The following is a 13988-nucleotide window of genomic DNA, read 5'->3' on the forward strand; positions in this document are numbered from 1 at the left end:
TCACTGTCGAGGACAGCGGCTAGCGGACAGCCACCTCACGAGTCCGATTGCTATACAAGTCTGGACCACCTCCTTTCACGTGTACGACCACGCTATCCACTACCCGGGGCGTCGGCAACGGATTTTGGATCACAGGGCCGGCGGGAACAGACGCGGGCGGGGGCGTGGCGGCCCGGCCCGGCTCAGTCGGCGAGGCCGATCGGGCCCTCTCGGGGGCCCTCCTCGCTGGCCGGCTGCACCGCCAGCGACGGGAAGTCGGCCAGGTCGCCCTCCGGCTCGGCGTCCCACTCGGGGAAGACCAGGTCGCTCTGGAGGTAGAGGCAGAGCAGTTGGGTCAGGTGGCTCAGCCCGTCGAGGTGGGTGCGCTCGTGGCCGTGGGTGGCGTCCACCCCGAAGCCGAGCAGCGCCACCCGGGCGTGCGCGCCCGCCTCGACCGCCGCCGCCACGTCCGAGCGGTAGTACTCGAAGACGTCCCGGACCAGGTCCACCCCGTGCTCGCGGGCGATCGTCGCCAGGTTGCGGGTGAGGTGGTAGTCGAACGGGCCGACGCCGTCGCCCATCGCCAGGGTGGCCGCGTTCTCCCGGGACTGCTGCCCGGGGGCGACCACCGCGGCGTCCACGGAGACGATCTCCGCGACGTCCGGGTCCAGGCCGTGGCTGGCCCCGTGCCCGATCTCCTCGGTGACCGTGACCAGCAGGTGTGCGGTCACCGCCGGGGTCACACCCGCGTCGACCATCGCCTTGAACGCGGTCAGCACCGCCGCCACCCCGGCCTTGTCGTCCAGGTGCCGGGACTTGACGTACCCGCTGGGGGTGACCGTCGGGTTGGGCAGGAACGCCACGAAGTCCCCGGCGTCGATGCCGAGGGCGCGCAGCCCGGCCTCGTCGTCCACCGGCTCGTCGACCCGGACCTCGACCTGCTCCCAGCCGACCCCCTGGAAGTCGACGGCCTCGTTGTAGCGGTGCCCGCTGGCCTTGAGCGGCAGGACCTGGCCGGTGACCACCCGGTCCAGGTCGTCGGTGAAGATCCGCACGTGCGCGCCCTCGGCGAACCGGGCGCTGTGCGTGCCGATCTGCATCAGCTCCAGCCGGCCGTTCTCCTTGAGCCGCTTCACCATGCCGCCGATGGTGTCGGTGTGCACCACGATCGCCCGGTCCGCGCCGGTCTGCCGGGGGCCCGGCAGGCAGGCGCCCAGCGCGCCGCGCCGGGTCAGGGTGGAGGAGATCCCGAACGCGGAGAGGCGCTCGCCGACGTACTGCTGCACGTGGTCTGTGCGCCCGGACGGGCTCGGGATCTCCAGCAGCTCCAGCAGCACCTGGCGGAGGTAGTCCAGGTCGATCTTCAGCGGAACGGGCTTGCGTGCGGTCATGCCTGAGAGCTTGCCGCACCGGCCGGTGACCAGAGGCGTTGCGGTGCCCGCGTGCCGGGGAAGAGCAGGTCGACGAAGCGCTCGGCGGTCGGCTGCGGCTCGTGGTTGGCCAGGCCGGGCCGCTCGTTCGCCTCGATGAACACGTGCTCCGGTCGGTCGGGGGCGGGAACCAGCAGGTCGACCCCCGTGACCGGGATGTCCAGCGCCCGGCTGGCGGCCACGCACGCCTCGGCGATCTCCGGGTGCAGCTCGCCGGTGACGTCGTGGATCGTCCCGCCGGTGTGCAGGTTCGCGGTCCGGCGGACGGCCAGCACCGTGCCCTCGGGCAGCACGTCGTGCAGCTCGTACCCGGCCTCGGCGAGCACGTCCCGGGTCATGTCGTCCACCGGGATGCGGGACTCTCCGCCGGTGGCGGCGGCCCGGCGGCGGCTCTGCCGCTCGATCAGCTCGGCGATGTCGTGCACCCCGTCGCCGGTCACCTGAGCGGGCCGGCGGACGGCCGCGGCGACCACCTCGTGGTCGATGACGATCACCCGCAGGTCCTCGCCGTCGTGCAGCTCCTCGACGAGCACGTCCGGGCAGAAGCCCCGGGCCAGCGCGACGGCGGTGGCCAGCGCCTCCGGGGTGCGCACCCCGACGGTGATGCCGTTGCCCTGCTCGCCGCGCGCCGGCTTAACCACCACCCGGCCCACCTCGGCCAGGAACGCGGCGTCGGCGTCGTCCCCGGTGGCGGTCCGGCCACGCGGCACCGACAGGCCCGCCTCGGTGAGGATCCGCCGGGTGACCCGCTTGTCGTCGCACCGGCTCATCGCCACCGCCGAGGTCAGCTCCGACAGCGACTCGCGGGTGACGATCGTCCGGCCGCCGTTGCTCAGCCGCAGCTCACCCCACTCGGGGTCGGTGACCTCCACCCGGATGCCCCGGCGCATCGCCTCGTCCGCGACGATCCTCGCGTACGGGTTGAGCCGGTCGTACCCCGGCGGGGTGGCGGGCAGGAAGAGCGGCGCGTTGATCGGGTTCTTCCGCTTCACGCAGAGCGTGGCGGTGCGGTAGAAGCCGAGCCGCTCGTACAGCCGGATCGCCCCGGTGTTCTCGGCCAGCACCGACAGGTCGACGAACGACCGGCCGCGCTCGGTGAGCCGGGCGGCCAGTTCGGTGAGCAGGGCCTGGCCGGTGCCGGGCGGGGCGGTGTTGAAGTCCACGGTGAGGCACCACAGGCTGGCGCCGTTGTCCGGGTCGGCGAAGACCGCCACGTGGTCCACGCCGGTGATCGTGCCGACCACGTCCCCGGTGGCGTCCTCGGCCACCAGGTGCAGGAACCGGTCCGTGCGGGCGTTGTCGACCAGCACGTCGACCGGTGCGGTGACCATGCCGTTGCGGGCGTAGATCCGGTTCACCGCGTCCGCGTCGTCGGCGTCGCGCAGCGTCCGGATCCGCAGCCCGGGCAGGTCGTCGGCCTCACGGGTGGCCGGGCTGTCGGCCGGGCCGGCGGGCAGCCGCAGCCGGTACGTCAGCGACGGGTCGATGAACAGCTCGTCGGGCAGTCGGGACACCAGCACGTGCGGGTCGCGCAGGTAGATGCAGATGTCCCGGGCGCCGGCGGCCTCCGAGCGCAGCACCGCGGCCACGGCGGCCTGGTCGGTGAAGGTCTGGCCGAAGACCAGCCGCCCCCAGCCGCAGTCGAGCACCACGCCGTCGCCTCCGGTCGGCCGGTCCGCCTCGGCCGGGGCTGGGGCCACGGGGTCCCCGCCCGGCCCGACCCGCTCGCGTCGCCGGCCGAGCACGCGTTCCCGGTCGGTGGGTGCCGTCCCGGTCGCCAGTGTGTCGCTCACCGTCAGTCGATTCCGTGGCTCTGGAGCCACATTTCCAGGAGTCCCAGCTGCCACAGCTTGTTTCCGTTCAACGGGGTGAGTTCGGCGTTCGGGTCGGACAGCAGCGCGTCGACGTACTCGGCGCGGAACAGGCCGCGCTGGCGGGCCTGCGGCGCGTGCAGCGCGTCGCGTACCCGGTCGAGGAGCTTGCCCTCCAGGTGGGTGAGGCCCGGCACGGGGAAGTAGCCCTTCGGCCGGTCGATGACCTCGTGCGGCAGGACCCGGCGGCCGATCTCCTTCAGCACGCCCTTGCCGCCCTGGGCCAGCTTCAGCTCCGGCGGGCAGCTCGCGGCCAGCTCCACGAACTCGTGGTCGAGGAACGGCACCCGGGCCTCCAGCCCGTGCGCCATGGTCATGTTGTCGACCCGCTTCACCGGGTCGTCGGTGAGCATGACCTGGGTGTCGATCCGCAGGCCGGCGTCGACCGCCGTCTGCGCGCCGGGCCGGGCCAGGTGGGCGGCCACGAACTCCCGCGCCGGGTCGCCGTCGGCCAGCCACGCCGGGTCGAGGACCCGGGCCAGCCCGGCCGCGTCCCGGTCGAAGAACGCCTTCGCGTACGTCTCGACGGCCCGCTCCCGGTCGACGCCGGCCAGCGGCGGGTACCAGTGGTAGCCGCCGAGGATCTCGTCCGCGCCCTGGCCGGACTGGACCACCTTGACGTGCTTCGACACCTCCTGGCTGAGCAGGTAGAACGCCACGCAGTCGTGGCTGACCATCGGCTCGCTCATGGCCGCCACGGCCGCCTCCAGGGGCGGCAGCAGGTCGCGGGCGGCCACCCGGATCTGGTGGTGGTCGGTGCCGAACGTCTTCGCCACCAGGTCGGAGTAGACGAACTCGTCGCCGGACCGCCCGCCGACGGCGTCGAAGCCGATGGAGAACGTGGACAGGCCGCGCTGGCCCTCGCCGGCCAGCAGGGCCACCACCAGGCTGGAGTCCAGCCCGCCGGAGAGCAGCACGCCGACCGGGACGTCGGCGACCATCCGGCGGCGCACCGCCGTGGTCAGCGACTCCAGCAGGGCGTCCTCCCAGTCGCGGGCGGACCAGCCGGCCCGCTCCTCGTGCCGGGTGAAGGACGGGTCCCAGTAGACCCGCTCGCGGCTGGTGCCGTCCGCCTCGTACACCCGGACGGTGGCCGGGGGCAGCTTGGCGACCCCGCGCAGGATCGTGCGCGGCGGCGGCACGATGCTGTGGAAGCTCAGGTAGTGGGCGAGCGCCACCGGGTCGATCGTGGTGTCCACGCCGCCGCCGGCCAGCAGGGCCGGCAGGGTGCTGGCGAAGCGCACCACGCCCGGGGTCTCGGCCAGGTAGAGCGGCTTGATGCCGAGCCGGTCCCGGGCCAGCACCAGCCGGCCGGTGTCCCGCTCGCTGATCGCCACGGCGAACATGCCGACCAGGTGGTCGACGAAGTCCGGCCCCCACTCGGCGTACGCCTTGACGACCACTTCGCTGTCGCCGGAGGAGAAGAACCGGTGGCCCTTGGCCTGGAGCTCCTCGCGCAGCTCACGGTAGTTGTAGACGCAGCCGTTGAAGACCCCGGTCAGCCCGGACGCCGGGTCGACCAGCGGCTGCCCGCTGGCGGCCGACAGGTCGATGATCTTCAGGCGGCGGTGGCCGAGGGCGGTCGGCCCCTGGGACCACACCCCGCTGTCGTCGGGGCCCCGGTCGCTCATCGTGGCCGCCATGCGCTCCACCGCCGCGACGTCGGCCCGTGAGCCGTCGCGGCGAAATTCCCCAGCCAGTCCGCACATGCCAGACAATGCTGCCAGAGGTGAGCGCGATTCGCCTGTTGAGATGATGCGGCCGTCGCCACCTGCTTGCTAAAATGCGCGCCGCCGTACCCGGGATGGCTTCCGCGCGGGCATTCGCGCCCGGCCCCGGCGGCCTGCTCGGCTACTCCTCGCGACCTGCCCGGTTCGCCCGGCCGACCGGGTGTGACAAACGCCGCACCGGTGGAACGCCGCCGTCCGCCCGTCGCCCGTACCCGCCGATCGGCCCCGCCCCGCCAGCACCGCCGTGTCGGGTTTCCATCCCGGCGGGGCATGGAGTCCAGTTCGTTCCCGTGCCACGCTCACCGGTGAGCCACGAGGAGGCGATGCTGATGCGCGCGACGACGCGACGACGGGTTGTCAGTACGGTCGGCCGGCTCGCCGTGGCCACCACGCTGGCCGCCGCCGGGGTGCTGGTCGGGGCGTCCCCGGCGCAGGCGGTCGCCACCCGGACGGTGGCCTTCTGGAGCATGGACGAGCCGGCGGGCGCCGCGGTCCTCGCCGACAGCAGCGGCAACGGCCGGCACGGGACCGTCGGCGCCGAGGTGGCCGCCGGGGTGCGCTACGCGGGCGCGACCGCCCACCGGTTCGCGTACCACAACCCCGTCGACCACGAGTACGTGCCGGGACACGTCGACCTGGTGCCGGCGAGCAACGAGTTCAACCCCGAGGCCGGGGACTTCTCGTTCACGATTCGGTACCGCACCACACGCTCCTTCGGCAACATCCTGCAGAAGGGGCAGGGCAACACGGCCGGCGGCTACTGGAAGTTCGAGGCGCCGGCCGGCAAGCCCCGGTGCATGTTCCGCGGCGGCGACGGCGCGACGCGCACCGGCTACACGGGCACGTCGATCGCCGACGGGCAGTGGCACACGGTGACCTGCAACCGCACCTCGACGTACGTCGAGATGTACGTCGACGGCGTGCGCACCAGCCGGCTCACCGGCCCCACCGGGACGATCGCCAACAACTGGCAGCTCTCCGTCGGCGGTAAGAGCGCCTGCGACGGGGTGGACGTCACCTGCGACTACTTCGCCGGCGACATCGACTGGATCAGGCTGCTCAAGGGCCCCGGCGGGGCGGCCAACACCCCGCCCGTGGCCCACCTCGCGCCGTCCTGCGCCGGGCTGGTGTGCGCGTTCTCGGCCGCCGGCTCCACCGACGCCGACGGGGCGATCCAGGACCACGCCTGGGCCTTCGGCGACGGATCGACCGCCGACACGGACAGCGTCCCGAGCGCCACCCACACGTACGCCGAGGCGGGCACCTACCCGGTCACGCTCACCGTCACCGACGACCGGGGTGCCACCGGCACCGTCACCCGGGACGTCACGGTCGCGCCCCTGCCGGAGCTGATCTCGTACGTCGGGCAGGCCACCGCCAACGCGAACGTCACGACCCACTCCGTCGCGGTGCCCCCGGGTGTCCGGGCGGGCGACGCGCTGCTGCTGTTCCTCAGCCAGAACACCCACGCCACCACCGGCGAGCCGACCGGGGTGACCGGGTGGACCCGGCTGGACCGCCTCGACGGCGGCTACGCCACCAGCACGGCCTGGTGGAAGGTCGCCGGCGACGGTGACGCGGGGTCGACCGTGCGGGTCACCCTCGGCGCGCAGTCGAAGGGCAACCTGGTGCTCGCCGCGTACCGGGGGACCGACCCGGCCGGCCCGGTCGCCGGGCACGCCCGGGCCACCGACCCGGCCAGCTCCGCCGTCCGGGTCACCCCGACCGCCCCGGTCACCGCCGCGCGGGGCTGGGCCGTGTCGTACTGGATGCACGGCGACGCCACGTCTACCGCGCTGACCGCCCCGCCCGGCGTCCAGTCGCGCAGCAACGGCTCGCAGACCGGAGGCGGCCGGGTCACCGGGCTGCTCGCCGACTCCGGGGCCTCGATCCCGACCGGCACGTACGGCGGCCTGAGCGCGACGGGCGCGGCGGCCAGCACCACCGCGACCACCTGGACCGTCGTCCTACGGGCGGGCTGACACCGTCAGCCGCCGGTGCGGGCCACGCCGACCGGGCAGCTCAGCCCGTTCGGGCCGTGGTTGCAGTAGCCGTTCGGGTTCTTCGTGGGCGCCAGGTACTGCTGGTGGTGGTCCTCGGCGAAGTAGTAGTCGCCGAGCCGGTCGATCTCCGTGGTGATCTCGCCCTTGCCGGCCCGCGCCACGATCGGCGCGAACGCGTCCCGGGACGCCTGCGCGGCGGCGAGCTGGTCGTCGCCGGTGACGTAGATCGCCGACCGGTACTGGGTGCCCACGTCGTTGCCCTGGCGCATGCCCTGGGTCGGGTCGTGGTTCTCCCAGAAGACCTTGAGCAGGTCCTCGTAGCTGATCCTCGCGGGGTCGTAGACCACCTGGACAACCTCGGCGTGCCCGGTCCGGCCCGAGCAGACCTCCTCGTACGTCGGGTTCTGCGTGACGCCGCCCGCGTAGCCGACGGAGGTGGTGAGCACGCCCGGCAGGACCCAGAACAGGCGCTCGGCGCCCCAGAAGCAGCCCATGCCGAAGACGGCGACCCGCGCGCCCTCCGGGAACGGCCCCTTTAGCGACGACCCGAGGACCTCGTGCCGGTCGCCGATCGGCATCGCGATCGGGCGGCCGGGCAAAGCCTGGTCGGGGGTGGGCAGTTCGGCCTTCATGCGGCGAAGGAACACGGTGGAACTCCTCTCGTACAACTCCTCGCGTGCAACACCGCCGGGCCCCGGTTCCTTACCCGCCCGGCCCGCGATCAGGCCGCGACCCGCTCCGGCGCGGCGGACCCGGGCGGTGGCGGGTCCGCCACGACGGGCCTCCGCCCCGGTTCAGCCGCCGGCCAGTGCGGCGGCGACCCGTTCGGCGTACCCCCGGGCCTCGGCGTCGTCGGCGTAACGGGTGCGGGGCCAGAAGAAGCCGCGCAGGCCGTCGCCCTTCGTCCTCGGCACCACGTGGGTGTGCAGGTGCGGCACGGACTGGGACACCCGATTGTTCATCGCCACGAACGTGCCGCCGGCCCCCAGACCCGACTCCACCGCCACGGCGAGCCGCTGGACCAGCCCGAAGTAGCCGGGAAGCGCGTCCGCCGGCAGGTCGGCGAGGGTGACCAGGTGGGTGCGCGGCACCACCAGCACGTGCCCCCGGAACACCGGCCGGGTGTCGAGGAAGGCGACCCCTTCCGGGGCGTCGACCACCCGGAACGCCGGCACGTCGCCCGCCACGATCCCGCAGAACACGCACCCGCCCATCCGGCCAGGCTAGTCCGGCGGGGGTGTCCGCCGCTGCCCGCAAGCAAGCGCATGTCGGGTCACAGGCGATGTCCCACTCGCTCCCCGGCACACCCGTCGGGCCGGTCTCGCCGTTCGCCAGGAGCGGTGTAAGGGGACCCGGCCCCGGCGGAGGCGTTGACGGGGGGCGTTCGCCTCCCACCGACTAACGTCTCGGGCATGAGTCACGGCTTCGACACGCTCGCCATCCACGCCGGACAGGACCCCGAGGCCCGCACCGGCGCGGTGATCCCACCGATCTACCAGACCAGCACCTACGCCCAGGACGCCGTCGGCGCGCCCCGGCAGGGCTACGAGTACAGCCGCTCCGGCAACCCCACCCGGGACGCGCTCCAGGAGTGCCTCGCCGCGCTGGAGGGCGGCCCCGTCGGGCTCGCCTTCGCCAGTGGGCTGGCCGCCGAGGACACCCTGCTGCGCGCCCTCTGCAAGCCGGGCGACCACGTGGTGATCCCGGACGACGCGTACGGCGGCACGTACCGGCTGTTCGCGAAGGTGGCCGAGCGGTGGGGGCTGGCGTACACCCCGGCCAAGGTCTCCGACGTCGATGCCGTGCGGGCCGCGATCCGGCCCGGCGCGACGCGGATCGTCTGGGTGGAGACGCCGACCAACCCGCTGCTCGGCATCGCCGACATCGCCGCGCTGGCCGCCGTGGCCCACGACGCCGGGGCGCTGCTGGTGGTGGACAACACCTTCGCGTCGCCGTACCTGCAGCAGCCGATCGCGCACGGCGCGGACGTGGTGGTGCACTCCACCACCAAGTACGTGGGCGGGCACTCGGACGTCGTCGGCGGCGCGCTGGTGGTGGCCGACCGCGGCCTGGGCGAGGAGCTGCGCTTCCACCAGAACGCGATGGGCGCGATCAACGGCCCGTTCGACGCCTGGCTGACCCTGCGTGGCATCAAGACCCTGGGCGTCCGGATGGACCGGCACTGCGACAACGCCGAGCGGATCGCCACGTACCTGGACGGGCACGCCAAGGTCGCTCAGGTCATCTACCCGGGCCTGCCGTCGCACCCCGGGCACGAGGTGGCCGCCAAGCAGATGCGCCGGTTCGGCGGCATGATCTCCTTCCGGGCCGCCGGCGGCGAGGAGCACGCCGTGGAGATCTGCAACCAGGCAAAGTTGTTCGTGCTCGCCGAGTCCCTCGGCGGGGTGGAATCCCTGATCGAGCACCCGGGTCGGATGACACACGCAAGTGCTGCCGGCTCGCCGCTTGAAGTTCCCGGCGATCTCGTGCGACTGTCTGTCGGCATCGAGACGGTCGACGACCTGCTAGCCGACTTGGAGCAGGCGCTGGGCTGACCGCTGGCTGGGGAGGGTGGCCGTGCAGGACATCATGCCGACCTGGGTGGGCGCGACCGCGAAGCAGATCGCCCGCGGCGTACGCCGGGGTGACGTATCCGCCACCCAGGTCGTGGCCGACCACCTCGACCACGTCGCCCGGGTGGACGCCGACCTCGCCGCGTTTCGCACGATACGCGGCGGGGAGGCGATCACCGAGGCGGAGAAGGTCGACGAGCAGGAGGAGCTGGCGAACCTGCCGCTGGCCGGGGTGCCGGTGGCGGTCAAGGAGAACACCCCCGTCGCCGGCCTGCCCACCTGGAACGGATCGGCCGCCGTGCGCAGCGCGGTGGCGGAGGCCGACCACGAGGTGGTCCGGCGGCTGCGCGGCGCGGGCGCGGTGATCCTCGGGGTGACCCGGATGCCGGAACTCGGCCTCTGGGCGCTCACCGACGACGGCAGCGCGGTCACCCGCAACCCGTGGGACTCCGGGCGCACCCCGGGTGGCTCCTCCGGCGGGGCCGCCGCCGCGGTCGCCGCCGGGCTGGTGCCCATGGCGCACGGCAACGACGGCCTCGGCTCGATCCGCATCCCGGCGGCCTGCTGCGGCCTGGTCGGGCTGAAGCCCGGCCGGGGCGTGGTGCCCTGCCAGCTCGGCGCCGACGACTGGTTCGGCCTGACCGAGCACGGCATGCTGACCTCCACGGTCGCCGACGCGGCCGTCGGCTTCCAGGTGCTCGCCGGCCGGCCGCAGGAGAAGCTGGTCCCACCGCAGCGGCTGCGGGTCGGCGTCTCGCTGCGGTCCCCGGTGCGCGGCATCTCCCCGGACGCGCCCAACCGGGACGCGGTGGCCGCCGCCGGCCGGCTGCTCGCCGCCGCCGGCCACGACACCATCCCCGCCGACCCGGTCTACCCGACCCGGCTCGGTCTCCAGGGCATCGCCACCTGGTTCGCGGCCGCCGCCGCCGACGTGCGGGCCGCCGGCCTCGACCGGCGCGACCTCCAGCGGCGCAACCGCCGGCACGTCGCGCTGGGGGAGTGGGCGCACCGCCGGGGGTACGTCCGGGAGGCCGACCGGATCGCCTGGCGCGAGCGCTCGATCGGCTTCTTCGCCGACCACTCGGTCGACCTGCTGCTCACCCCCGCGCTGGCCGGCCCGCCACCGGAGGCCGCAGGCTGGTCCGGCCGGTCCTGGAGCGCGAACATGAAGGCCAGCATCAGGTACGCCCCGTACGCCGCCCCGTGGAACATCGCCGGGCTGCCCGCGATCGTGGTGCCGGTGGGCCGCCGCCCCGACGGGTTGCCGGTGGCGGTGCAGTTCGTCGGCCCGCCCGGCTCGGAGCTGCTGCTGCTCGGTGTCGCCGGCCAGTTCGAGCTCCAGGCGCCCTGGGCCCGGCACGCCCCCGGCTACCCCCGGGTCGGGACGGGGTCGCCGGCCACCGCTTGATCGTCTAGCGTGTGCGCTCCTGACCGACGCACACACCCGGACGGACCACATGCGGTGCCAGACCTGCGGGGGCGGGACATCCCCGGCCCTCAACGAGTGCTCCACCTGCCGAACCCCACTCGGGCAGCCAGCCGTGGCGCCCGGGGTGCCGACGTACCCGGTGGGCGGGCTCGGCCGCGCGGTGGTGGCCGCCGTCGCCGCCACGGCGGTGCTCTACACCCTGGTGGCGTTCTACCCGGCGGTCGGCGCGGTGCTGGCCCGCCGCGCCGCCGAGGCGCAGGACACCGACGTGCTGCTCGGCGCCGTGCTCCTCGAGGTGCTGTTCATCCTGCCGTTCGGCGTGGCCCACCTGACCGCTGCCGTGCTGATGATCATCTGGACCTGGCGGGCCCGCAAGAACCTGGACGCGTTCCCCGGCGCGCTGCCGCAGCTCAACCCGGGCTGGGTGATCGCCGGGTGGCTGGTGCCGCTGGCGAACTTCGTGGTGCCGGTGCGGGTGATGGCGGGCATCGCCCGGGACAGCCTGTGGCGGGCCCGCACCCCGGTCCTGGTGGGCGTGTGGTGGGCCGCCTGGCTGGCGTTCAGCCTCAGCGAGCGGCTTGTCAGCTGGACCGACAACCAGGAGTACGAGCGGCTGCCCGAGGACCCGTTTAACGACATCGGATTCCAGGCGTACGTCGGCTACTACCAGGACGCGCTGGTCCGCAACCTCGTCCCGCTGGCCGCCTGCCTGATCGCCGCGGCGTCGCTGATCGTGCTGGTCCGCCGGATCACCGCCGCCCAGCAGGCCCGAATCGCGCTCGCCGTCCCCGCCTGGCCGGCCCCGCCCGGCTGGCCGGGCGCCCCCGTCCCGTACGGCTGGCCGGGCGCCCCTGCCCCACACCCCGCCGCCCCACACCCCACCGCCGCGCAGCCCGCCGCGACCCCGACGGCTGCCGAGACCCCGCCGGCCGTCGTAGCCCCGCCCGCTGGGGTGTCGCCTTCGGGGGTACCCGCCGGTTCGCCGGTTGCCGGGGCGTCGCCGTCGGTGACCGTCGGCCCTCCGGTCGCGGCGTCTCCGGAGCTGCCCGTCACAGACCCGTCGCCGCAGGTAGCGGGCGCGTTGAGCGCGGTGTCGCCGCCGGCCGCCGGGGCGGCGGGTGGCACGATCGGGGCATGACGGAACTGGTCGGTCTCGCCGACGTGCGGGCCGCGCGGGAACTGCTCGCCGGCATCACCCGCACCACCCCACTGGAGCCCTCCCGCCCGCTGAGCGCGGCGCTCGGCGGGCCGGTCTGGCTCAAGTGTGAGAACTTGCAGCGCGCCGGGTCGTACAAGGTGCGCGGGGCGTACGTGCGGATCTCCCGGCTGTCGGCGGCGGAGCGCGACCGGGGCGTGGTTGCCGCCAGCGCCGGCAACCACGCGCAGGGGGTGGCGCTGGCCGCCGGGCTGGTCGGCACGCACGCCACCGTCTTCATGCCGGTGAACGCGCCGCTGCCGAAGGTCGCCGCCACCAAGGGATACGGCGCCCAGGTCGAGTTGGCCGGCCACACGGTCGACGAGTCGCTGGTCGCGGCGCAGACCTTCGCCGAGCGGACCGGGGCGGTCCTCATCCACCCGTTCGACCACCGGGACGTGATCGCCGGGCAGGGCACCGTGGCGCTGGAGATCCTCGAACAGTGCCCGGACGTGAAGACGATCATCACCGGGGTCGGCGGTGGCGGCCTGATCTCCGGGATGGCGGTCGCGGCCAAGGCGCTGCGGCCGGACGTGCGGCTGATCGGCGTGCAGGCGGCCGGGGCGGCGGCGTACCCGCCCTCGCTGGTCGCCGGCGAGCCGGTCCGGCTGCCCGCGTTCAGCACGATCGCCGACGGCATCGCGGTGGGCCGCCCGGGGGAGATCACCTTCAGCCACGTCCGCGAGCTCGTCGACGAGGTGGTGACCGTCTCCGAGGAGGACATCTCCCGGGCGCTGCTGATGCTGCTGGAGCGGGGCAAGCAGGTGGTGGAGCCGGCCGGCGCGGTGGGCGTGGCCGCCCTGCTGGCCGGCGTGGTGCAGGTCGAGACGCCGGTGGTGGCGGTGCTCTCCGGCGGCAACATCGACCCGCTGCTGCTGCTGCGGGTGATCGAGCACGGGCTGGCGGCGGCCGGCCGGTACCTGCGCGTCACCGTGCGCTGCTCGGACCGGCCGGGGCAGCTCGCCTCGCTGCTCAGCGAGATCGCCGAGCACCGGGCGAACGTCGTCGACGTGGAGCACCAGCGGGCAAACCCGCACCTCGGGCTCGGCGAGGTGGAGGTGGCGCTGTCGGTGGAGACCCGCGGCGTCGAGCACTCCGACACGCTGATCAGTGCCCTGCGGGCCAGCGGCTACCAGGTGGTCTTCGCCGCCGAGTCCTGACCCGTGGCCCCGGGGCCGGGCGTCGGCCCCGGGGGTCATCGTCGGGGGTGGCTCAGCCCGCGAACGGCTCGAACTTGACGATGGTCACCTTGATGTCCGCGCCGCTGGGGGCGGTGTAGGTGACGGTCTGCCCGGGCCGCGTGCCGAGGATCGACTTGCCCAGCGCCGACTCCGGGCTGTAGACGGTCAGCTCGGTCGTCGCCGAGATCTCCCGCGACCCGAGCAGGAACGTCTCGGTGTCGTCGGTGTCGTCGTCGAAGTAGATCGTGACGACCATGCCGGGGGAGACCGAGTCGGCGGTCGGCGCCTCGCCCACCTTGGCGGTGCGCAGCAGTTCCTTCAGGTAGAGGATCCGCCCTTCCGCCTTGCCCTGCTCCTCGCGGGCGGCGTGGTAGCCGCCGTTCTCCCGCAGGTCGCCCTCCTCGCGTCGGGCGTTGATCTCGGCAGCGATGACCGTCCGGTTGGCGATCAGCTCGTCGAGCTCGCCCTGGAGGCGGTCGTGCGCGTCCTGGGACAGCCAGGTGGCGGGCGCCTCGTTGTCAGTGTTGGACACAGGCGGTCTCCTCGGTTGTGCGGACTGGCTGACAGGTGAGCTACCAAGTTACCAGTGTGCCGCCC

The 13988-nt window shown here is 73.8% G+C and carries 11 protein-coding genes; 5 read left to right on the top strand and 6 right to left on the bottom strand.

Annotation, left to right across the window (positions count from 1 at the left end):
* Positions 1-182 precede the first annotated feature (182 nt).
* From GVV04_RS10755 to GVV04_RS10765, 3 genes are read right to left on the bottom strand one after another with little or no spacing between them, the layout of a single operon-like run.
* Positions 183-1370, bottom strand: coding sequence for an osmoprotectant NAGGN system M42 family peptidase (locus tag GVV04_RS10755; RefSeq protein ID WP_161687150.1), 1188 nt, complete (start codon positions 1368-1370; stop codon positions 183-185).
* A complete protein-coding gene (gene ngg / locus GVV04_RS10760) occupies positions 1367-3202 on the bottom strand; it encodes an N-acetylglutaminylglutamine synthetase (protein WP_161687152.1) in 1836 nt (611 codons plus the stop codon). The genes GVV04_RS10755 and ngg overlap by 4 nt, the downstream gene beginning before the upstream one ends.
* A 2-nt stretch (positions 3203-3204) precedes the next feature.
* Positions 3205-4989 carry an N-acetylglutaminylglutamine amidotransferase gene (locus tag GVV04_RS10765; protein ID WP_161687154.1) on the bottom strand — a complete coding sequence of 595 codons (1785 nt, stop codon included), beginning with the start codon at positions 4987-4989 and terminating at the stop codon, positions 3205-3207.
* Positions 4990-5315: 326 nt separating this feature from the next.
* Here GVV04_RS10765 and GVV04_RS10770 point away from each other — a divergent pair, with 326 nt between their 5' ends.
* Positions 5316-6992, top strand: coding sequence for a PKD domain-containing protein (locus tag GVV04_RS10770; protein WP_328822303.1), 1677 nt, complete (start codon positions 5316-5318; stop codon positions 6990-6992).
* A gap of 5 nt (positions 6993-6997) precedes the next feature.
* Here the strand turns inward: GVV04_RS10770 and msrA are convergent, their stop codons facing one another.
* Positions 6998-7660 (bottom strand): peptide-methionine (S)-S-oxide reductase MsrA, encoded by a 663-nt coding sequence (gene msrA, locus GVV04_RS10775; RefSeq protein ID WP_161687156.1) that lies wholly within the window; start codon positions 7658-7660, stop codon positions 6998-7000.
* Positions 7661-7807: 147 nt separating this feature from the next.
* Positions 7808-8227: an HIT family protein gene (locus GVV04_RS10780; protein ID WP_161687158.1), complete on the bottom strand. Its 420-nt coding sequence runs from the start codon at positions 8225-8227 to the stop codon at positions 7808-7810.
* 198 nt (positions 8228-8425) lie between these two features.
* Between GVV04_RS10780 and GVV04_RS10785 the strand changes: the two genes are divergently transcribed.
* The 4 genes from GVV04_RS10785 (at position 8426) to ilvA (ending at position 13370) form a co-directional block, all read left to right on the top strand.
* Complete coding sequence (locus GVV04_RS10785; RefSeq protein WP_161687160.1) at positions 8426-9568, top strand: cystathionine gamma-synthase; 1143 nt, start codon at positions 8426-8428, stop codon at positions 9566-9568.
* A gap of 16 nt (positions 9569-9584) precedes the next feature.
* Positions 9585-10994, top strand: a complete 1410-nt coding sequence (locus GVV04_RS10790) for an amidase (RefSeq protein ID WP_161687162.1) — start codon at positions 9585-9587, stop codon at positions 10992-10994.
* 133 nt (positions 10995-11127) lie between these two features.
* Positions 11128-12153 (top strand): DUF4328 domain-containing protein, encoded by a 1026-nt coding sequence (locus GVV04_RS10795; protein ID WP_328822304.1) that lies wholly within the window; start codon positions 11128-11130, stop codon positions 12151-12153.
* Complete coding sequence (gene ilvA, locus GVV04_RS10800; protein WP_161687166.1) at positions 12150-13370, top strand: threonine ammonia-lyase; 1221 nt, start codon at positions 12150-12152, stop codon at positions 13368-13370. Before GVV04_RS10795 ends, ilvA begins: the two co-directional genes overlap by 4 nt.
* Before the next feature lie 52 nt (positions 13371-13422).
* On the opposite strand, the gene greA is transcribed toward ilvA, so the two are convergent.
* Positions 13423-13923 (bottom strand): transcription elongation factor GreA, encoded by a 501-nt coding sequence (gene greA, locus GVV04_RS10805; protein ID WP_161687168.1) that lies wholly within the window; start codon positions 13921-13923, stop codon positions 13423-13425.
* Positions 13924-13988: the final 65 nt, after the last annotated feature.

This window comes from Micromonospora rubida (assembly GCF_009908295.1).
Taxonomy (GTDB): domain Bacteria; phylum Actinomycetota; class Actinomycetes; order Mycobacteriales; family Micromonosporaceae; genus Micromonospora; species Micromonospora rubida.